This window comes from Streptomyces sp. NPDC002698 (assembly GCF_042888945.1).
Classification (GTDB): domain Bacteria; phylum Actinomycetota; class Actinomycetes; order Streptomycetales; family Streptomycetaceae; genus Streptomyces.
The window spans coordinates 54,979-74,773 of sequence record NZ_JBIAQM010000033.1 but is presented as its reverse complement, the minus strand read 5'-3'; the positions used below and the strand labels follow the sequence as shown (position 1 = coordinate 74,773).

Sequence of the window (19,795 nt, the reverse complement as noted above, 5' to 3'; positions counted from 1 at the left end):
CCACAAGCGCCCTCAGGACTCCTGCCGGAGCCCTCCGAAGACCAGCACCACCACGGCGTCGGCCACTTCCCGGGCGCCCATGCCCCGCGCGTCGGGGCGGTACCACTCCACGAGCGAGTTGATCATTCCGAAGACCAGCCGGGTCGCGAGCCGGACCTCCACGTCGCCGCGCACGTCCCCGTCGGCGGCCGCGGCCTTCAGGAGCTCGGCGACCCTGTGGTCGAAGTCGCGGCGCCGTTCCAGGGCCCACCGCTCGGTGTCCGTGTTGCCGCGCACCCGCAGGAGCAGCGTCACGTAGGGCAGCTCCGAGGTGAGCACCTCGACCATGCGCCGCACCACGTACTCCAGGCGCTGCACGGCGCGTCCCACGCGCGCGTGCTCCTCGTCGAGGATCTCGAAGAGGCCGTCCAGCGCCCGGCTCACCGCGCGCCGCAGCAGCTCCTCCTTGCCCGAGACATGGTGGTATATCGACGACTTGGAGATGCCGGCCGCCTTGGAGAGGTGCTCCATGGAGGTGCCGTCGTAGCCGCGTTCGTTGAAGACCTGGACGGCGACGGAGAGCAGCGTCTCGGGTGTGTACGTGTCCCGTTTGGCGGTGGTCACTGGGTGCCCTCCCGCTTCTCGTTGGCGTACGCGTGGCGGTAGAGCGCGAGCGACGGGGCGTAGCGGCCGGAGGGGTCGCGCACGTGCAGCTCGTCCAGGACGTCGTACGACCAGTTCACGCCGAGCCTGCGGCTCCACTCGAAGGGGCCGAGGGGGTAGTTGACGCCGAGGCGCATCGCGGTGTCGATGTCCTCCTCGGTGGCCACGCCCTTGGCCACCGCGTCGTACGCGAGGTCGACGATCCGGGCCACCGTGCGGGCGACGATCATGCCGGGGCAGTCCCCGATCACGCTGACGTCCTTGCCCAGCGCCTGGAAGAGACCGATGGCCTCGGAGAGCGTCTGGGGAGCGGTGTCCTGGGACGCCGACAGGGCGATCCGGGTGGCCTTGCGGTAGTCGAGTGCGAGGTCGAAGTAGACGACGTCGCGGAACTCGACCGAGGTCTGGCCGTCGGCGAGGACGAGCTGGCCGCCGCTCGGCAGCACCAGGCGGGTGCCGTGGTCCTCCTCGTCCTCCCGGACCTGGATGCCCGCCTCACGGATCAGGGCGAGAACGTCGGCGGCGGGGCCCAGGTCGCCCTCGACGACGACGTACGCGGGCGGCTGCGCCTTCTCCGCCGTGTGCGGCTCGGCGGGTTCGGCGCCGTCCCCGTAGTCGTACCAGCCGTGGCCCGTCTTGCGGCCGAACCGGCCCGCCTCGACGAGTCGCCGCTGGGCGAGCGAGGGCGTGAAGCGCACGTCCTGGAAGAAGGACCGCCACACGGAGTGCGTGACGGACTCGTTGACGTCCTGGCCGATCAGGTCGGTGAGTTCGAACGCGCCCATCCGGAAACCGCCGGACTCGCGCAGGACGGCGTCGATGGTGGCGGGGTCGGCCGCCTGGGACTCGTGGACCGCGAAGGCCTCGGCGTAGAAGGGCCGCGCGATGCGGTTGACGATGAAACCGGGCGTGTCCGCGCAGGCGACGGGCGTCTTGCCCCAGGCGCGGGCCGTCTCGTACGCGCGCGTGGCCGACGTGACGTCGGTCGCGAACCCGGAGACGACCTCCACGAGGGGCAGCAGCGGCGCCGGGTTGAAGAAGTGCAGCCCGACGAGCCGGCCCGGGTTGCGCAGCGCGCCGCCGATGGCCGTGACGGACAGGGAGGAAGTGTTGGTGGCCAGCAGGCAGTCGTCCCCGACGATGTCCTCCAGCTCGCCGAACAGTTCCTGCTTGACGTCGAGCTGTTCGAGCACCGCCTCGACGACGAGCACGCAGTCCGCGAGGTCGGTGAGGTCCGAGGCCGGCTGGAGCCGGGCGCGCGCGGCGTCCCGGTCGGCGCCGGTGAGCCGGTCTTTCGCGACGAGGCGGTCGAGCCGGGCGCCGATCGCTTCGGCGGCGGCCGCGGCACGTCCGGGAGCGGCGTCGTAGAGCCGCACGGGGTGGCCCGCCACCAGCGCGACCTGGGCGATGCCCTGGCCCATGGTGCCGGTGCCGACGACTGCCACGGGGCTGCTGAGGTCGAGTGCTGTCATGTGCGCGATCCTCCCGCACGGCGTTGTCCACAGATGCGGCGGACCCCCTTGTCCCGACCGATCGTTCGGTTACTCTAACTCTGACTGTCCCTTCCTGCCCAGCTCGCGAGCTCGACGAGGAGCTCTTGAGACGAGGAGTTGGTCCCTGATGGCCGCCGAACTCACCGCGCACCAGTTGATCTCCCAGCACCGGCCCACCCTGGATCAGGCGCTGGAAGCGATCCGCACGCGCGCGTACTGGTCCCCGCATCCCGAGCACCCCAAGGCGTACGGCGAGCACGGCAGCCTGGGCATGGCCGAGGGCAAAGCCGCCTTCGACGCCCTGCTGGGCAACCGCCTCGACCTGGGTCAGCCCGGCACGGACGACTGGGTCGGGGGCGAGGTGTCGCCGTACGGCATCGAGCTGGGCGTCACGTACCCGCACGCGGACATCGACACGCTGCTGCCCGCCATGCGCGCGGGGCAGCGCGCCTGGCGCGACGCGGGCGCCGAGATCCGCGCGGTGGTCTGTCTGGAGATCCTCAAGCGGATCAGCGACCGCACCCACGAGTTCGCGCACGCGGTCATGCACACCAGCGGCCAGGCCTTCATGATGGCGTTCCAGGCGGGCGGCCCGCACGCGCAGGACCGCGGTCTGGAGGCGGTGGCCTACGCCTATGTGGAGCAGGTCCGCACCCCCGACACCGCGGAGTGGAGCAAGCCCCAGGGCAAGCGCGACCCGCTCGTGCTCACCAAGCAGTTCACGCCCGTCCCGCGCGGCATCGCGCTGATGATCGGCTGCAACACCTTCCCGACGTGGAACGGCTATCCGGGCCTGTTCGCCTCGCTGGCCACGGGCAACGCCGTCCTGGTGAAGCCCCACCCGCGCGCGGTGCTCCCCCTCGCGCTGACCGTGCAGGTCGCACGCGAGGTGCTCGCCGAGGCGGGCTTCGACCCGAACCTGGTGGCGCTGGCCGCCGAGCGTCCCGGCGAGGGCATCGCGAAGACGCTGGCCATCCGCCCCGAGATCCGCATCATCGACTACACGGGCTCCACCGCCTTCGGCGACTGGCTGGAGGCCAACGCCCGCCAGGCGCAGGTCTACACCGAGAAGGCCGGCGTCAACACGGTGATCGTGGAGTCGGCCGCCGACTACAAGGGGATGCTGTCCAACCTGGCGTTCTCCCTGTCGCTCTACAGCGGCCAGATGTGCACCACCCCGCAGAACCTGCTGATCCCGCGCGAGGGCATCTCCACGGACGAGGGCCACAAGTCCTACGACGAGGTGGTGGCCGACATCGCGAAGTCGGTCGGCGGACTCCTCGGCGACGACGCCCGCGCGAACGCGCTGCTCGGCGCCATCGTGAACCCGGACGTGAAGGCCCGGCTGGAGGCCGCCGCCGGACTCGGCGAGGTGGCCCTGCCCTCACGGCAGATCGACAACCCCGAGTTCCCGGGTGCCGTCGTGCGCTCACCGCTGATCGTGAAGCTCGACGGCGCGCGCAAGTACTGGGAGAACGCCGGGAGCGACGACGAGGCCGCCTACCTGAGCGAGTGCTTCGGTCCGGTCTCCTTCGCCGTCGCGGTCGACTCGGCGGCCGAGGCCGTGGAGCTTCTGCGGCGCACCACCCGGGACAAGGGCGCGATGACCGTCGGCGCGTACACCACCGACGAGGCGTTCGAGCGCGAGGTGCAGGAGGCCTGTCTGGAGGAGTGCGCCCAGCTCTCCCTGAACCTCACGGGCGGGGTCTACGTCAACCAGACGGCCGCGTTCTCGGACTTCCACGGCTCGGGCGGCAACGCCGCGGCCAACGCGGCGCTGTGCGACGGGGCGTTCGTGGCGAACCGCTTCCGGGTGGTCGAGGTACGCCGGGAGGCGTGAGCCCCGAAGCCCTTCAGGCGTCTCCGGCATGATCCGCCGGAGGGGCCCTGGCTAGGCCGGTGCGTCCCCGGTGGCGCTCCAGTGGAACAGCGTCATGGCCACACTGGTCGCGAGGTTGTAGCTGGAGACCTGGGGGCGCATCGGCAGCGAGACCAGGTGGTCGGCCCGGGAGCGCAGTTCGGCGGACAGCCCGCTGCGCTCCGAGCCGAAGGCGAGCAGGGCGTCGTCGGGGAGCTTCGTCCCTCGGATGTCCTCGCCCTCGGGGTCGAGCGCGAACAACGGGCCTGCCGGCAGTTCGTCCACCGCCAGCCGCTCCACGGCGGTCGCGAAGTGCAGGCCGGCCCCGCCGCGTACGACCGTGGGGTGCCAGGGGTCGAGCGTGCCCGTCGTGACCACCCCGGTCGCGCCGAAGCCCGCCGCGAGCCGGATCACCGCCCCCGCGTTGCCGAGGTTGCGCGGATTGTCGAGGACGACCACGGGCGCGGTGCGCGGCGTGCGGGCCAGCCCCTCCAGGTTGGCGGCACGGGAGGGCCGTACGGCGAGGGCCGCCACCGAGGTGGGATGCGGTCGCGCCACGAGGGCTGTGAACGCCGTCTCCGGGACCTCGGTCAGCAGCTCGTCGAGAGCGGCGCGTACGTCGGGGGCGAGTTCGGCGGCCAGTTCGAGGACCGCCGGCCGGTCGGTCGTGACGGCGACCGGGACACGTGCTCCGAAGCGCACCGCGTGCTTGAGGGCGTGGAAGCCGTCGAGCAGGACGGAGTCGTCGCGGAGCTGGCGCCAGACACGTACCGGGTCGTTCATGCGGTGAAGCCTACGTGCGTGTGCCCGGGCTCCTCCCGAACGCCCGGTTCGGGCTCCCGGGGTCCCGGCACCGCAGGGCCCCTGCCGGGAAACAGCCGGTCACGCGCGCGTGCCGCCTGTCCACCCAGGCGCCGCAGGAAGGACGTGGGCAGGAACACGGCGTCCGCGGCGATCATCGCGAGCGAGAAGAACGGCAGCCCGAGGACCACGGCGATCACCGCGTGCTCGGTCATCATGACCGCCAGCAGCACGTTCTTGACCCGCCGGTTGAACAGGGTGAAGGGGAAGGCGACCTGCACAACGACCGTCCCGTACGTCACGAGCATGACGATCGCCCCGTGCGCGGACATCAGGTCGGACAGCGCCGGCCACGGGGAGAAGGACTCCAGGTGGAGCGGGTAGTAGACGGCGGTGCCGTCCTGCCAGCGCGATCCCTGGATCTTGTACCAGCCCGCGGTCGCGTAGATCAGACACGCCTCGGCCATGATGATCATCAGAGCGGCGTTGTGGACGAGGTTGGCGACGACGTCCAGCAGGACGCGCGGCTCAGCGGTGCGGGCGAAACGGCCGACGGCCCACCACAGGGCCTGCACCGCCCACAGCCCCCAGAAGACCGTGAGCCAGCCGCCCAGGGCACCCCCGTCGATCCGTCCCGCGCCCGTCGCCACCGCCAGCGCGATCCCGAGCCCCGCCCACAGCACGGGGCCCGCTCGGCCGGGCTCGGGCCACTCGCCCCGCGCGTACGCCTCGCGGGCGAGACGGTCCCGCCGTGCGTCGAGGGACCACACCTGGGCGCAGCGGGTGAACACCAGGTAGATCGCCATCAGGTGGAGGACGTTATCCCCGCCGTCCCCGATGAAGACACTGCGGTTCTGCAGGGACAGCACGCCGATCATGAAGACCACGGACACCGCGCGGGTCCGCCACCCCGCCAGCAGCAGGGCGCCGGAGAGCACGGCGACGGCGTAGACCGTCTCGAACCACACCTGGCTGTCGGACCACAGCAGGACCGTGAAGGCGTGGTTGCTCGCCACGAGCTGCCGGGCGAGGTCCCAGCTCCAGGGCGCGTCGGGCCCGTACATCTCCTGACGGTGGGGGTACTCGCGCAGCAGGAACAACAGCCAGGTGGCGGCGAAGCCGATGCGGATCACGGCGCTCTGGTACGGGCCGAGGGCGGACTCGGTCACCCGGGCGATGCCGCGCGCGACCGTCGGAGCGAATCGGTTCATCGGGCACTCGCCTCCGTCAGCCCGTCCGCGCGGTCGCTCCCGGGAACGGCCCACCAGGGCAGCTCCCGGACGACGGGCCGGTCGGACACCTTCTCGCCGCTCCACCGTGGAGGCGGCACGTCGGTGGTGAGGGAGCGGAACTGGACGCGTTCGACGACAGCGCCCTCGCCGCCCGCACGCTCACGGTCCAGACGCAGCACGCCGATACGGCGCAGATAGCGCTCCGAGAGGTCGCCGCGCAGGCCCACGGGGCGGTTCTCGCCGTCGTGCGTACCGAGGTAGAAGTCCCAGGCGCGGCGCAGTTCGTTCTGCTGGGTGTGGCTCGGCACCGGATTCCCGTCGATGGCCAGGCCGTCGAGCGCGGACAGGTCGTACCAGCCGGTCTCGCGGCTGGTGCCGTCCTCCGTGCGGACCAGGGCGCGGACCTGGACCGTGATGTCCTGCTGCAACGGGTTGGGGGCGAAGAGCTTCCAGTTCTGCTCGAACTCGGGGTAGATCCAGTCGTCGATCGCGCGGCCGTGCTGCTTCGTCACCGTGTTCGAGGGCGCGACGTGCAGGAAGACCATGCCGAGATGCGTACAGGCGACGACGGCGACGACGGCCAGGGCGAGGGCGGCGGCGATCTGATGGCGCAGGGACAGGGCCGCGAGGCCCACGGGAGCCCCGGCTTCCGGACAGCCGGCCGCTTCGGGACTCCCGGGGAAGGCCGACGCGCCGGACCCGGCCCCGGCGAAGCCCGAAGAAGCCCCCCCGGAGAGAGCGCCCCGCTCGGACTCCCGGGACAGCACCGCCTCGGATCGGCCCGGCTCGGACTCCTCGGAAGCGGCGGCCTCGGATTCGGTCCGCTCGGACTCCCGGGGAAACACCGTCTCGCCCGCGCCCCGCTCGAACTCCCGGGGAGCGGCGGCCTCGGATCCCAGGCTCCCGGACTCCGCGGACGTGCCCGCGTCGTCCTCGGGTGCGCCCGCGTCGTCTTCGGCTGAGCCCGCGTCGGGCCCGGTCGCCTCGGGCTCCGGGCCAGGCACCGCCTCGGCTCCGGTGGTCCCGGGCGCCCCGTCCCCGGACTCCGAGGGAGCCTCCGCCCCGCTCGGCGGAGCGTCGGCGAGGCGCTCGCCGGTCACGGACTCGCCGGCCGGCCGCGGGCCGGGCAGCGGTGTACCGCCGGTGACACCGCCGGTCGCGCCCCCTTCGGGCGCGACCGACCCCGGCTCCCGCTCAGAGCCCTCGTCCCTCGCGTCCATCCCGCCCCGATTCACGATCCCGGATCCGACGTCCGGCCGCCGGACTGCGGGCACCGTACCGCCACGTCGTACCGCGGCACGACGCTCGCAGGCGAACCGTACTCAGAGCCGGCCCTCCGGCACAGTCCCACGGGTCACAACGGCCACGCCGGCGTGCATGAGGTTATCCACAGCGGTTGACACCGTACGGCGCTCGGCCGACCATTGTTGCGAATGGACCGAACGATCGGTCGGTCGGGAGTGAGAGGTCGAGGGGGACCGCATGGCGACAGCATCAGCGCACCACACGGCCCGCACACAAGCGGACGAAGCCGCCGACGAGGCGGCGCGCACAGCGGCGTACGAGGTCGTCTTCGACGCCGCGGTGGCGGCCGACGAACGCATCGAGCCCCGCGACTGGATGCCGGACGCCTACCGCTCCACCCTGGTCCGCCAGATCGCGCAGCACGCCCACTCCGAGATCATCGGCATGCAGCCGGAGGCCAACTGGATCACGCGCGCGCCCTCGCTGCGCCGCAAGGCGATCCTGATGGCGAAGGTTCAGGACGAGGCGGGACACGGGCTGTACCTGTACAGCGCGGCCGAGACGCTCGGCGTCGGCCGCGACGAACTGCTGGACAAACTGCACTCCGGCCGCCAGAAGTACTCGTCGATCTTCAACTACCCGACGCTGACCTGGGCGGACGTCGGCGCCATCGGCTGGCTCGTGGACGGCGCGGCGATCACCAACCAGGTCCCCCTGTGCCGCTGCTCGTACGGCCCGTACGCGCGCGCCATGGTCCGCGTGTGCAAGGAGGAGTCCTTCCACCAGCGCCAGGGGTACGAACTGCTGCTGGCCCTGAGCCAGGGCACCCCCGAGCAGCACGCGATGGCGCAGGACGCGGTCGACCGCTGGTGGTGGCCCTCCCTGATGATGTTCGGCCCGCCCGACGACGAGTCCTCGCACTCCGCCCAGTCGATGGCGTGGAAGATCAAGCGGCATTCGAACGACGAGCTGCGCCAGCGCTTCGTCGACATCGCCGTCCCCCAGGCCGAGTCCCTCGGCCTGACCCTGCCCGACCCCGACCTCGTGTGGAACGAGGAGCGAGGCCACCACGACTTCGGCGCCATCGACTGGACGGAGTTCTGGGAGGTCCTCAAGGGCAACGGCCCGTGCAACGACCAGCGGATCACCCAGCGCCGGCGGGCCCACGAGGAGGGCGCGTGGGTACGGGAGGCGGCCGCGGCGTACGCCGACAAGCACACGAGCGGGACCGGCGGCTCCGCGAGCACGACCGGCGAGACAGGAGCGACCCGAGCATGACGAACACCGACTGGCCGCTGTGGGAGGTCTTCGTGCGCTCGCGCCGCGGGCTCTCGCACACCCACGCCGGCAGCCTGCACGCCCCGGACGCCGAACTGGCGCTGCGCAACGCCCGCGACCTGTACACGCGCCGCGGCGAGGGCGTCTCGATCTGGGTCGTCCCGTCCGCCGCCGTCACGGCCTCCTCGCCCGACGAGAAGGACCCCTTCTTCGAGCCGTCCGCCGACAAGCCCTACCGGCACCCGACCTTCTACGAGATCCCGGAAGGGGTGAAGCACCTGTGACACTCACCGTGAACACCGCGGCCGCCCTGGCCCTCGGCGACGACGCCCTGGTGCTCTCGCACCGGCTGGGGGAGTGGGCCGGCCACGCGCCCGTCCTCGAAGAGGAGGTCGCCCTGGCCAACATCGCCCTGGACCTGCTCGGCCAGGCCCGGGTCCTGCTGTCCATGGCCGGTGACGAGGACGAGGTGGCGTATCTCCGCGAGGAGCGCGCCTTCCGCAACCTCCAGCTCGTCGAGCAGCCGAACGGCGACTTCGCGCACACCATCGCCCGACAGCTCTACTTCTCGACGTACCAGCGGCTTCTCTACGCACAACTGGCATCCGGGGACAGCGAGTTCGCTCCCCTGGCCGCCAAGGCCGTCAAGGAGGTCGCCTACCACCAGGACCACGCCGAGCAGTGGACGCTGCGCCTCGGCGACGGCACGGACGAGAGTCACGAGCGGATGAGCCGGGCGTGCCAGGCGCTGTGGCGCTTCACCGGCGAGATGTTCCAGCCGGTCGACGGCGTCGACATCGACCGGGACGCGCTCCGGACCGCCTGGCTGGAGTCCGTGGGAGGCATCCTGCGCCGGGCCACGCTGACGGTCCCCGAAGGCCCGCAGACCGGGGCCTGGACGGCCGGCGCCGGACGCCAGGGCCTGCACACCGAGTCCTTCGGGCGGATGCTCGCCGAGATGCAGCACCTGCACCGCAGCCACCCGGGGGCGTCATGGTGACGACCACCGCCCTGGAGGAGGAACTGCGCAGGCTGGCCGGCTCCGTGCTCGACCCCGAACTGCCCGTTCTCACCCTGGACGACCTCGGTGTCCTGCGCGCCGTCCACGTCCGCGGCACGGACAGCGTCGAGGTCGAGCTGACCCCGACCTACACCGGATGCCCGGCCGTCGAGGCCATGTCCATGGACATCGAACGTGTGCTCCACGAGCACGGCATACGCGAGGTCTCCGTGCGTACGGTGCTCAGCCCCGCCTGGTCGACCGACGACATCTCGGACGAAGGCCGCCGCAAACTGCGGGAGTTCGGGATAGCACCGCCACGCGGCGGCCGTCCCGCCGGGCCGGTGGCCCTCGACCTGGGACCGACCCGGACGGCCGGCGCGGAACCGGAGCCGGAGCCCGTGCTCTGCCCGGCCTGCGGATCGGCCGACACCGAACTGCTCAGCCGCTTCTCCTCCACCGCGTGCAAGGCGCTGCGCCGCTGTCTGTCCTGCCGCGAGCCGTTCGACCACTTCAAGGAGCTGTGATGGCCCGCTTCCACCCGCTCACGGTGGCCGCGGTCGACCGGATCACCGACGACTCCGTGGCCCTGACCCTCGCGGTGCCCGCGGAACTGCGCGAGGACTACCGGCACGCCGCCGGCCAGCACCTGGCCGTGCGCCGCACGGTCGACGGCGCGGAGATCCGCCGCACGTACTCCATCTGCTCGGCGGCCCCCTCCCCCGACGGCGAGGCGCCGCGCACCCTGAAGGTCGGAGTGCGCCTGGTCGACGGAGGCGCGTTCTCGACGTACGCGCTCAAGGAGATCGCCGTCGGCGACGAGGTGGAGGTGATGATCCCGGCGGGACGCTTCACCCTGGAACCCACGCCCGGCCTGTACGCGGCGGTGGTGGGCGGCAGCGGCATCACCCCGGTGCTGTCGATCGCCTCGACCCTGCTGGCGCGGGAGCCGGACGCGCGCTTCTGCCTGATCCGCAGCGACCGTACGTCGGCCTCGACGATGTTCCTGGAGGAGGTCGCCGACCTCAAGGACCGCTATCCGCAGCGGTTCCAGCTGGTGACGGTCCTCTCCCGGGAGGAGCAGCAGGCCGGGCTGCCGTCCGGCAGGCTCGACCAGGAGCGGCTGACCGGGCTGCTTCCGGCGCTGCTGCCCGTGGACGGGGTGGCGGGATGGTTCCTGTGCGGGCCGATGGGGCTCGTCCAGGGCGCTGAGCGGGCGCTGCGCGGGCTCGGGGTGTCCCGGACCCGCATCCACGAGGAGATCTTCCACGTGGACGCCGGCACCACGGCTCCTTCCGCCGTACCGGCACCCGCGCACAGCACGGTCACCGCACGGCTCGACGGACGCGGCGGCACCTGGCCCGTCCAGGACGGCGAGTCGCTGCTGGACGCGGTCCTGCGCAACCGGCCGGACGCGCCCTATGCCTGCAAGGGCGGTGTGTGCGGCACCTGCCGGGCGTTCCTCGTCTCGGGCGAGGTGCGGATGGACCGCAACTTCGCGCTGGAACCGGAGGAGACCGAAGCCGGGTACGTACTGGCCTGCCAGTCCCATCCCGCCACGGAGAAGGTCGAGTTGGACTTCGACCGCTGAGAAGGAGTGGCCGATCGTCGGCCGTTCCCTTCTCGTAGAACCTGTTCTATCTTGACGCACCGTCAGATCAGGCTTTCCGTCTGGTCATTGGTCCGGTGCGTGCGCGGGAGGACGGGATCGTGGACTTCACCTTCACCGAGGAGCAGCAGGCGGCGGCCGAGGCGGCGCGGGGGGTGTTCGCCGGGGTCTCCCCCGACGGGGTGCCCAGTCCCGCGCTCACCGCGGGCGCCGTCGCCGAGGACTTCGACCGGCCCCTGTGGGCGAGGCTCGCCGACGCGGACCTGCTGAGCCTGCTGCTCGACGCGGAGGCCGGCGGGGCGGGCCTCGACGCGATCGCGCTCTGCCTGGTGCTGCGGGAGTCGGCGAAGGTGCTGGCACGGGTACCGCTGCTGGAGAACAGCGCGGCGGCGGCGGCCGTACGACGCTACGGCGACGAGGAGTCGAGGGCGGAGCTGCCTGCGCGGGCCGGCCGGGGCGAACTCGTGCTGACCGTCGCCGCCAACGGCAGGACCGGGCACGACCCGGCCGAACGCGCCGTGACCGCACGGCGGGACGGCGCGGGGTGGGTTCTGGACGGTGTGCAGACGGCGGTCCCCTGGGCCTGCGACGCCGACCTCGTCGTCGTGCCCGCGCATACGGACGCCGACCGGACCGTCCTCGCGCTGGTTCCCCGCGACCACGAAGGGGCCGTTCTCGCCGAGCAGATCTCCACGACCGGTGAACGGCTCGGCGAACTGCGGTTGCGGTCCGCGCGGATCGCCGCCCGGGATGTCATCGACGCGCCGGGGGCCTGGGAGTGGCTGCGCGACCTGCTGACCACCGGCACCTGTGCGCTGGCCCTCGGGCTCGGAGAGGAAGTGCTCCGGATGACGAGCGCGTACACGAGCAAGCGGGAGCAGTTCGGGTTCCCCGTCGCCACGTTCCAGGCGGTCGCCGTCCAGGCCGCCGACCGCTACATCGACCTGCGCGCGATGGAGGCGACGCTCTGGCAGGCCGCGTGGCGGATCAGCACGGGCGCCGACGGCGCGCTCCCGGCCGGCGGTGATGTGGCCGTCGCCAAGATCTGGGCGTCCGAAGGGGTACGCCGGGTCGTGCAGACCGCGCAGCATCTGCACGGAGGATTCGGCGCCGACACCGAGTACGCGCTGCACCGGTACCACGCCTGGGCCAAGCAGCTGGAACTGTCGCTCGGCCCGGCGGCGGCACACGAGGAAGCCCTGGGAGACCTGCTGGCAGCGCATCCCCTCGGCTGACAGGCCCCAGCCTCCGGGCATCCCCCCGAGGTGGACGGGCCCGGGCCGCAGAGGCTCCCCCTGCTTTCCTCCGGGATGGGCGGGCCGGGACCGCAGACATTCCCCGGCCTCCCCGGGTGTGCGGACCCGGACCGCAGACATTCCCCGGCGTTCCCCGGGGCGGACGGGCCCGGGCTACAGAACGAAGCCGGGCTCGCCCTTGCCGTTCACGACCGGGCGGCCGGCGGCCTCCCAGATCTGCATGCCGCCCTCGACGTTCGCGGCGTCGATGCCCTGCTGGACCAGATACATGGTGACCTGGGCCGAACGGCCGCCGGAGCGGCAGATCACGTTGACCCGGCCGTCCTGCGGGGCGGCCTCGGTCAGCTCGCCGAACCGGGCGACGAAGTCGCTCATGGGGATGTGCAGTGCCCCCTGGGCGTGGCCCGCCTCCCACTCGTCGTCCTCCCGGACGTCCAGCAGGAAGTCGTCGACCGCGAGATTGTCGACCCCGACCGTGGGCACACCAGCTCCGAAACTCATGCCTCCGACGCTACCCGACCGCGCCGACGAACCTCAGGGAGCCTGGGCGATCAGCGTCGCCAGCTCGTGCTCACGCTCACCGACCTGCGTCAGCAGTTGTTCGGCGATCTCCTCCAGGAGACGGTCCGGGTCTTCCGGGGCCATCTTGAGCATGGCGCCGATGGCGCTCTCCTCCAGCTCGCGCGCGACGAGGGTGAGCATCTCCTTGCGCTGGGAGAGCCATTCGAGCCGGGCGTAGAGCTCCTCGCTGCGGCTCGGCTTCCACTCCTCGGGCGCGGGACCGGCGGCCCACTCCGCGGCCAGCTCCCGCAGCAACGCCTCGTCGCCCCTGGCGTACGCGGTGTTCACGCGGGCGATGAACTCGTCACGCCGCTTGCGCTCGTTGTCGTCCTGCGCGAGATCCGGGTGGGCCTTGCGGACCAGCTCGCGGAAGAGCTTGCGGGCCTCCTCGCTCGGACGCACGCGCTGCGGAGGCCGTACGGGCTGGTCCGTGAGCATGGCCACAGCCTCGGGAAACAGCCCGTCCGAGTCCATCCAGCCGTGGAACAGCTCCTCGACACCGGGCATGGGCATGACCCGCGCCCGTGCCTCGTGCGCCTTGAATATGTCCTCGGGGTCACCCGTGAGCGCGGCACGCGCCTCGGCGATCTGGGCGTCCAGTTCGTCGAGCCGGGAGTACATGGGACCGAGCTTCTGGTGATGCAGCCGGGAGAAATTGTCGACCTCGACGCGGAAGGTCTCCACCGCGATCTCGAACTCGATCAACGCCTGCTCGGCCGCCCGCACGGCCCGCTCCAGGCGCGCCTCGGGCCGGTCGTCCGCACCCTGAGCCGGGCTCTGGCCGTCATCGGCCCGAGCCTCGGGCCGCCCCTCGCCCTGCTCCTGGGACTGCCCCTCGTCCTGCCCCTCCGTCCGGGAGGCGTGGGGAGTCCGGTCTTCCGGGGCACCGGCGTGTTCCCGGCCCCCCTCGAAGGCGGGCTCGGACTGGCTCTGATCGGCTTCCGGGGTCGTCACCCGACCAGCGTAGGCCACACTTCCCCGGGGCTCACTGTCTTCCCCGCCCCTACAGCCACCTGACCGGCCACAACGACCCCAATGACCCCAACCACCCCGATCATCCCGACCCCCGGAACAGGCGGCGACAGCGGCACCGGCCGACTTCGGCAGGAGCGGGCCGCAGCAGCGGCCGACGGCGGTGGGCAGCAGCGGCCGACAGTGGGGGCTGCAGCGGCCGGCACCGGCAGCGGCTCTCCGCCGTCACACCCCCGGTTCAGAGGCGATCCGTCCGCTTCGGACCGCCGCCGTCAGGGCCGCGTGGTCCGCCTCCGTGCGGTCCGCGTAGGCGACGGCGAAGGAGGCGACGGCCTCGTCCAGCTCATCGTTCTTGCCGCAGTACCCGGCTATCAGGCGCGGGTCCGCGCTGTGGCTGTGGGCGCGCGCCAGCAGGGCACCGGTCATGCGGCCGTAGTCGTCGACGTGGTCGGCGGCCAGCGCGGCGGGGTCGACACTGCCCTTGCGGTTGCGGAACTGGCGGACCTGGTAGGGGAGACCGTCGACCGAGGTCCAGCCGAGAAGGATGTCGCTGACCACCTGCATGCGCTTCTGGCCGAGGACGACACGGCGGCCCTCGTGGGCCACCTCCGGCATCGGATGGCCGATGGTCGCCAGGTGCGGGAGCAGCGCCGAGGCACGGGCCTCCTTGACCTGGAGGACCAGGGCTTCGCCGCGGTGGTCCAGGAGCAGCACGACGTACGAGCGGGTGCCGACGCTGCCGGTGCCGACGACGCGGAAGGCGACGTCGTGCACCGCGTAGCGGGCGAGGAGGGGGAGGCGGTCCTCGGAGACCGTCGTCAGATAGTGCTCCAGGGACGCCGCGACCGCGGCCGCCTCCGCGTCGGGAACGCGGCGCAGCACGGGTGCCGCGTCGACGAAGCGACGGCCACCGCCGTCCACGGCCTCGGTCGATCTGGCGGCGAACCGTCCACTGGTGTTGGCCCGCGCCTTCTCGGAGACCCGCTCCAGGGTGCCGAGCAGGTCATGGGCGTCGGCGTGCGAGACGAGTTCCTCGTCCGCGATGGCGTTCCAGGCGTCCAGCGCCGGCAGTCTGGCCAGCAGGCGCATGGTGCGGCGGTACGCGCCCACACAGCCGCGCGCGGCATCACGGCAGGTGTCCTCGTCGGCACCGGCCTCCCGGCCCGCGAGCACGAGCGAGGTGGCGAGCCGCTTGAGGTCCCATTCCCAGGGACCGTGCACCGTCTCATCGAAGTCGTTCAGATCGATGACCAGGCCGCCGCGCGCGTCCCCGTACAGGCCGAAGTTCGCCGCGTGGGCGTCGCCGCAGATCTGGGCGCTGATGCCGGTCATCGGCGTGCGCGCGAGGTCGTACGCCATGAGGCCGGCGCTGCCGCGCAGGAACGCGAAGGGGGTGGCGGCCATCCTGCCGACCCGGATCGGGGTGAGCCCGGGGATACGGCCCCGGTTGGACTCCTCGACCGCGGTCACGGCGTCCGGCCGGTCGGCGTCCACCAGCAGCTCGGCGTGCGTCGCGCGCGGGACCCGCCCGCGCAGGGCCTTCCCCTCTTCCTTGGGCGAGTCCTTCACCGGCCAGGCGGCGAACCCCGGAACCGCGAAGCCCCGCGCCCCGAACGCCCCGGCCGTCTGCCCGCCCTCGGGCGACAGCCGCCGCCCGGGCTCCGGCACGGACGCGCTCCCGCCCGGCCCGCCACCGCTGTCGTGACGCACCGGGCCGGTCTGCTCGACCTGCCCGGCCCTTCCCGCCGGCGCCGTCTGCCGCTCCGCCCCCGCTGTACCGACCTCGGCCATCACGACCGCCTCCCCCGCGCACGAACATCAACTCGTGCTGACCGTACAGCCGGCCGGGAAAACGCGTCAGACCCTGTGGACAACTCCACCGGCACCCGGGAAAGCGGCCGCGCACCGTTGGACCGGCGGCGTCGCACCGACGGCACCACGAACGTCCCGAGCGCGGCAGTGGCAGGGCACGGCGGGCGCGGCACAGCAGGCGGCCCGGCACAGCAGGCGACTCGGTGCGGCAAGCGGCTCGGGCACATAGGCGGCACCCCACGACAGGCTCGGCACCGTGAACGGCTCCGTCACGTCAGCGACGCGAAGACCCGCTCAGGCGCAAGGACTCGGTACTTCAGCGGCGCGAAGACCGGCTCGGGCACGTCGCGTCACAGCCCGGTCCGCTGCCGCGGCCGCTCCTGGCAGGGCCCGCCCTCCGGCAGGTACCTCTCCGCCCAGGACCCCAGCTCCTTGAGGGCCGGTTCCAGCGCCGCGCCCGCCTCCGTCAGGGCGTAGCAGACACGCAGCGGCGGACCCTCGTCGACGTTGCGCACGACCAGGCCGGCCGCGCCGAGTTCGGTGAGCCGGTCCGAGAGCATCCGCTCGCTGATGCCGGGGATCGCTCTGCGCAGATCGGCGAAGTGGACGGGGTGCGGCATCAGGACCGCGACGACGAGACCCGTCCATCGTTTTCCGAGCAGCGTGAAGACACGGGTCATGCCGTCGTCGACCTTCTGGCACGGCCCCGCGTCGTGGCTTCCCGGTACTGCCATGAGCCCAGGATACTGCGTCCCCACAAGGAGATGAAAAAAAGTAAGTGACTGTGTTATCTCTAGTTAGGCACGAAAGAGAAGCCAACCGGCGACTCGGTTTCCCCGCGACAGCCCTGCCCCGATCCGGCCGGCGACCCCCGCCCGGAACCCGGCCCGCACGACCGCACACCCGCTCACCCCATATATCCCTTTTACCTGGAGATCACCATGGCCACCCTCCTCCACATCGACTCGTCCGCCTCCCCGAACGGCACCTCCGTCTCGCGTGCCGTCGCGGACGCCTTCCGCGCGGCCTGGGAGGAACAGCACCCCACCGGAACGGTCGTCCACCGCGACCTCGCCGCACACCCTGTGCCGCACATCACGGCCGATGCCCACGCCGCCGGCTTCGCCGCCCCGGAAACGCACACCCCCGGACAGGCCGAGGCCTTCGCCGCACGCCTGAAGCTGATCGAGGAGGTGGAGAACGCGGACGCGATCCTGATCGGCGCCCCCATGTACAACTTCTCCATCCCCTCGACCCTCAAGGCCTGGCTGGACAACGTCATCCTCATCGGGCGCACCGCCATGACGGAGGACGCGAAGGCCAAGGGCACCCCGGTCACCGTCGTCGCCAGCCGCGGCGGCTCGTACGCGCCGGGCACTCCGCGCGAGGGCTTCGAGTACGTGCAGAACTACCTGAAGGCCGTGCTGGGCGACATGCTCGCCCTCGACGTCGAATTCATCGTCCCGGAGCTCACCATGGCCCCGCACAACCCGGCGATGTCCGACCTGGTCCCGCTCTTCGAGGCGTCCCGGAGCAAGGCCCTCGACGAGGCCGCCGCCCGGGCCAAGAAGGTCGCGGCCGGCGTCGCCGCCTGATCAGGGCACCCGGCCCCCCTCCGGGTCCTCCGGGTCCTCCGGGTCCTCCGGGTCCTCCGGGTCCTCCGGGTCCTCCGGGTCCTCCGGGTCCTCCGGGTCCTCCGGGTCCTCCGGGTCCGCGAACGCCCGTTCACCGGTCGCCGCCCCGCCGACTCCCCGCCGCCCGCGTGAGAGCATCGTCACACTTCACGGCGCCCTCCGGACGCCCGCGCGACCCGTGACGAGCGGCACCACCCGTCGCGCGACATCGCGCGCGATTCGGGGAAGCGCGGCGGGAGGCACCCCGGACAACGTGAAAGCCCCTCAGGTCGAGGACCTGAGGGGCTTTCAGCTGGTGCGCGAGGGGGGAGTTGAACCCCCACGCCCTTTCGGGCACTGGAACCTGAATCCAGCGCGTCTGCCTATTCCGCCACCCGCGCATTGGGTGTGTCTTCCGTCTCCCGCTTTGCTCCGCGGGCGCCTTCCGACATGCAGAAGATTAGCACGCTGTCAGGGGTGGAATCACATCCCTTTCCCCAGGCCCCCGCGCCCGCGCACCGCCGCCCCCACGCGCCCGGCCCTCCATGACCCCACAGGCCCGGTGCCCTTGCCCCGCCCGGCCTCCCGGCCCGAGCGGCTCCGCGTCCCGCGCCGGCCGCCTCCTCACCAGCGCCCCGGCAGGCGTCACACGTTTCAGACAGAACCGGTTCACGTATCAACCTCGTACCGGTCCGGCGCATCTCTCCAGGAGTCGGACGGACCGCACAGTCAGGTGCGGGACACTGGTCGGGGAGCGCCTCTACGATCCATGGCAGAAGCAGTGCCGGGAAGAGTTCGAAGAGGGGCCTCTCAGGGAACTTCGGGAGGGGACTTCGGAAGGTGTCGACAACCCGTCGACCGTGCCGACAGGGGGAACCAGCCGATTTCCCGACGCGTGGATACGATCAGTAAGCAGTACCAGCAAGGCCGGGTAGGCCGGCTGGTCCAGCAGGGCCGGAAAGACGACAGCAAGCTGTACCAGGACGGCAACGACGGAGGAGGTGCCCCATGGGAGTCCTGAAGAAGTTCGAGCAGCGTCTCGAAGGTCTGGTCAACGGCACCTTCGCCAAGGTGTTCAAGTCCGAGGTCCAGCCCGTGGAGATCGCCGGAGCGCTCCAGCGCGAGTGCGACAACAACGCCACGATCTGGAACCGCGACCGGACCGTCGTCCCGAACGACTTCATCGTCGAGCTGAGCACGCCGGACTTCGAGCGTCTCAGCCCTTACTCCGGCCAACTCGGCGACGAGCTCGCGGGCATGGTCCGCGACTACGCCAAGCAGCAGCGCTACGCCTTCATGGGACCCATCAAGGTCCACCTGGAGAAGGCCGACGACCTCGACACCGGTCTGTACCGGGTGCGCAGTCGTACGCTCGCCTCCTCCACCAACCAGCAGTCCCCCGAGCGCGCTCCCGCGAGCCCCTCCCCGGCGGCTCCCCGCGGAGCCCAGGGCGGCTACGGCTACCCGCCGTCGGCCGCTCCCCCCATGCCGTCCGCACCGCCGCCCGGCGGCCGTCCGGGCATGGCACCCGTGGGTGCCCGGCCCCCGGCCGGCCCGGCGGCGGGTGGCCGTATGCGGCATTGGGTCGAGATCAATGGCGCACGCCATCAGATCTCCCGCCCGACGCTGGTGCTGGGCCGCAGCACTGAAGCCGACGTGCGGATCGACGACCCCGGCGTATCGCGCCGGCACTGTGAGATCCGGACCGGAACGCCCTCGACGATCCAGGATCTCGGGTCCACCAACGGCATCGTGGTGGACGGGCAGCACACAACCCGCGCTACGCTCCGCGACGGCTCGCGGATCGTCGTGGGCAGCACCACCATCATTTACCGGCAAGCCGAAGGGTGAAGCGGGGGCAATGTCAGAGCTGACCCTCACGGTCATGCGGCTGGGTTTCCTGGCCGTACTGTGGCTGTTCGTGATCGTGGCCGTGCAGGTCATCCGCAGCGACCTGTTCGGAACGCGCGTCACACAGCGCGGCTCCCGCAGGGAGGCTGCGAGGCCTCAGCAGGCCGCGCGGCAAGCCGCGCCTCCGCAGCAGCGCCAGCAGCAGGCGCCCGCCGCCGGCGGCGGGCGGCAGCGTCGCGGCGCACCATCCAAGCTGGTCGTCTCGGAGGGCACCCTCACGGGCACCACCGTCGCGCTTCAGGGGCAGACCATCACCCTGGGCCGGGCGCACGACAGCACCATCGTGCTGGACGACGACTACGCGTCCAGCCGGCATGCCAGGATCTACCCCGACCGGGACGGCCAGTGGATCGTCGAGGACCTCGGCTCCACCAATGGCACGTATCTCGACCGGAACCGGCTGACGACCCCGACGCCCGTTCCGCTGGGCGCGCCGATCCGCATCGGCAAGACCGTCATCGAGCTGCGGAAGTAGTACGACAATGAGCGAGCGGAGCGAGCACGCAGCGGCG

At 71.8% G+C, this 19,795-nt stretch carries 21 protein-coding genes and 1 tRNA gene; 11 read left to right on the top strand and 11 right to left on the bottom strand.

The features are described from left to right. Positions 1–12: 12 nt before the first annotated feature. Both ACFYW9_RS32540 and ACFYW9_RS32535 read right to left on the bottom strand, forming a co-directional pair. Positions 13–603 carry a TetR/AcrR family transcriptional regulator gene (locus tag ACFYW9_RS32540; RefSeq protein ID WP_351874354.1) on the bottom strand — a complete coding sequence of 197 codons (591 nt, stop codon included), beginning with the start codon at positions 601–603 and terminating at the stop codon, positions 13–15. Further along, positions 600–2,114, bottom strand: a complete 1,515-nt coding sequence (locus tag ACFYW9_RS32535) for a 3-hydroxyacyl-CoA dehydrogenase (RefSeq protein ID WP_351874357.1) — start codon at positions 2,112–2,114, stop codon at positions 600–602. The genes ACFYW9_RS32540 and ACFYW9_RS32535 overlap by 4 nt, the downstream gene beginning before the upstream one ends. Positions 2,115–2,262: 148 nt before the next feature. On the opposite strand from ACFYW9_RS32535, the gene paaN reads away from it, so the two are divergent. Continuing rightward, positions 2,263–3,975 (top strand): phenylacetic acid degradation protein PaaN, encoded by a 1,713-nt coding sequence (paaN, locus tag ACFYW9_RS32530; RefSeq protein ID WP_389157983.1) that lies wholly within the window; start codon positions 2,263–2,265, stop codon positions 3,973–3,975. A 51-nt stretch (positions 3,976–4,026) separates the two neighbouring features. Here paaN and ACFYW9_RS32525 read toward each other — a convergent pair whose 3' ends face one another. The 3 genes from ACFYW9_RS32525 to ACFYW9_RS32515 are packed head-to-tail and all read right to left on the bottom strand — an operon-like array spanning position 4,027 to position 7,246. Beyond that, positions 4,027–4,776, bottom strand: a complete 750-nt coding sequence (locus ACFYW9_RS32525) for a TrmH family RNA methyltransferase (RefSeq protein ID WP_389157980.1) — start codon at positions 4,774–4,776, stop codon at positions 4,027–4,029. Next, positions 4,773–6,005 carry an HTTM domain-containing protein gene (locus ACFYW9_RS32520; protein ID WP_389157977.1) on the bottom strand — a complete coding sequence of 411 codons (1,233 nt, stop codon included), beginning with the start codon at positions 6,003–6,005 and terminating at the stop codon, positions 4,773–4,775. Before ACFYW9_RS32520 ends, ACFYW9_RS32525 begins: the two co-directional genes overlap by 4 nt. Then, complete coding sequence (locus ACFYW9_RS32515) at positions 6,002–7,246, bottom strand: DUF5819 family protein (RefSeq protein WP_389157975.1); 1,245 nt, start codon at positions 7,244–7,246, stop codon at positions 6,002–6,004. Before ACFYW9_RS32515 ends, ACFYW9_RS32520 begins: the two co-directional genes overlap by 4 nt. 262 nt (positions 7,247–7,508) lie before the next feature. Here ACFYW9_RS32515 and paaA point away from each other — a divergent pair, with 262 nt between their 5' ends. From paaA to ACFYW9_RS32485, 6 genes are all read left to right on the top strand, one after another. Further along, on the top strand, positions 7,509–8,549 hold the full coding sequence (gene paaA, locus ACFYW9_RS32510) for a 1,2-phenylacetyl-CoA epoxidase subunit PaaA (protein WP_328450412.1): 1,041 nt from the start codon (positions 7,509–7,511) through the stop codon (positions 8,547–8,549). After that, complete coding sequence (gene paaB, locus ACFYW9_RS32505; protein WP_164372737.1) at positions 8,546–8,833, top strand: 1,2-phenylacetyl-CoA epoxidase subunit PaaB; 288 nt, start codon at positions 8,546–8,548, stop codon at positions 8,831–8,833. Before paaA ends, paaB begins: the two co-directional genes overlap by 4 nt. Further along, positions 8,830–9,549 (top strand): 1,2-phenylacetyl-CoA epoxidase subunit PaaC, encoded by a 720-nt coding sequence (paaC, locus tag ACFYW9_RS32500; protein ID WP_389157970.1) that lies wholly within the window; start codon positions 8,830–8,832, stop codon positions 9,547–9,549. Before paaB ends, paaC begins: the two co-directional genes overlap by 4 nt. Further along, a complete protein-coding gene (paaD, locus tag ACFYW9_RS32495) occupies positions 9,543–10,076 on the top strand; it encodes a 1,2-phenylacetyl-CoA epoxidase subunit PaaD (RefSeq protein ID WP_351874376.1) in 534 nt (177 codons plus the stop codon). The genes paaC and paaD overlap by 7 nt, the downstream gene beginning before the upstream one ends. Then, positions 10,076–11,140: a 2Fe-2S iron-sulfur cluster-binding protein gene (locus ACFYW9_RS32490; protein ID WP_389157966.1), complete on the top strand. Its 1,065-nt coding sequence runs from the start codon at positions 10,076–10,078 to the stop codon at positions 11,138–11,140. The genes paaD and ACFYW9_RS32490 overlap by 1 nt, the downstream gene beginning before the upstream one ends. Positions 11,141–11,259: 119 nt before the next feature. After that, positions 11,260–12,393, top strand: a complete 1,134-nt coding sequence (locus tag ACFYW9_RS32485; protein ID WP_389157963.1) for an acyl-CoA dehydrogenase family protein — start codon at positions 11,260–11,262, stop codon at positions 12,391–12,393. 174 nt (positions 12,394–12,567) lie between these two features. Here ACFYW9_RS32485 and ACFYW9_RS32480 read toward each other — a convergent pair whose 3' ends face one another. The 4 genes from ACFYW9_RS32480 to ACFYW9_RS32465 form a co-directional block, all read right to left on the bottom strand. Then, entirely contained in the window at positions 12,568–12,915 is a 348-nt protein-coding gene (locus tag ACFYW9_RS32480) for a rhodanese-like domain-containing protein (protein ID WP_328450424.1), read from the bottom strand. Positions 12,916–12,948: 33 nt separating this feature from the next. After that, positions 12,949–13,929 carry a hypothetical protein gene (locus ACFYW9_RS32475; RefSeq protein ID WP_389157960.1) on the bottom strand — a complete coding sequence of 327 codons (981 nt, stop codon included), beginning with the start codon at positions 13,927–13,929 and terminating at the stop codon, positions 12,949–12,951. Between the two features lie 243 nt (positions 13,930–14,172). Next, a complete protein-coding gene (locus tag ACFYW9_RS32470; protein ID WP_389157957.1) occupies positions 14,173–15,738 on the bottom strand; it encodes a DUF2252 domain-containing protein in 1,566 nt (521 codons plus the stop codon). Between the two features lie 371 nt (positions 15,739–16,109). Next, positions 16,110–16,493, bottom strand: coding sequence for a helix-turn-helix domain-containing protein (locus tag ACFYW9_RS32465; RefSeq protein ID WP_351874389.1), 384 nt, complete (start codon positions 16,491–16,493; stop codon positions 16,110–16,112). 207 nt (positions 16,494–16,700) lie between these two features. Here ACFYW9_RS32465 and ACFYW9_RS32460 point away from each other — a divergent pair, with 207 nt between their 5' ends. Beyond that, entirely contained in the window at positions 16,701–17,354 is a 654-nt protein-coding gene (locus ACFYW9_RS32460) for an NAD(P)H-dependent oxidoreductase (protein WP_351874392.1), read from the top strand. Here ACFYW9_RS32460 and ACFYW9_RS32455 read toward each other — a convergent pair whose 3' ends face one another. Both ACFYW9_RS32455 and ACFYW9_RS32450 read right to left on the bottom strand, forming a co-directional pair. After that, a complete protein-coding gene (locus ACFYW9_RS32455) occupies positions 17,355–17,531 on the bottom strand; it encodes a hypothetical protein (RefSeq protein WP_389157953.1) in 177 nt (58 codons plus the stop codon). It lies immediately after the preceding gene. Positions 17,532–17,686: 155 nt separating this feature from the next. Further along, a tRNA-Leu gene (locus ACFYW9_RS32450) sits at positions 17,687–17,773 on the bottom strand. Between the two features lie 494 nt (positions 17,774–18,267). Here ACFYW9_RS32450 and ACFYW9_RS32445 point away from each other — a divergent pair. The 3 genes from ACFYW9_RS32445 to ACFYW9_RS32435 are packed head-to-tail and all read left to right on the top strand — an operon-like array spanning position 18,268 to position 19,758. Beyond that, positions 18,268–18,393 carry a hypothetical protein gene (locus tag ACFYW9_RS32445; protein ID WP_362393720.1) on the top strand — a complete coding sequence of 42 codons (126 nt, stop codon included), beginning with the start codon at positions 18,268–18,270 and terminating at the stop codon, positions 18,391–18,393. After that, positions 18,381–19,223: a DUF3662 and FHA domain-containing protein gene (locus tag ACFYW9_RS32440; RefSeq protein ID WP_351874394.1), complete on the top strand. Its 843-nt coding sequence runs from the start codon at positions 18,381–18,383 to the stop codon at positions 19,221–19,223. Before ACFYW9_RS32445 ends, ACFYW9_RS32440 begins: the two co-directional genes overlap by 13 nt. Positions 19,224–19,233: 10 nt before the next feature. Beyond that, positions 19,234–19,758, top strand: a complete 525-nt coding sequence (locus ACFYW9_RS32435; protein WP_328450436.1) for an FHA domain-containing protein — start codon at positions 19,234–19,236, stop codon at positions 19,756–19,758. Positions 19,759–19,795 lie beyond the last annotated feature (37 nt).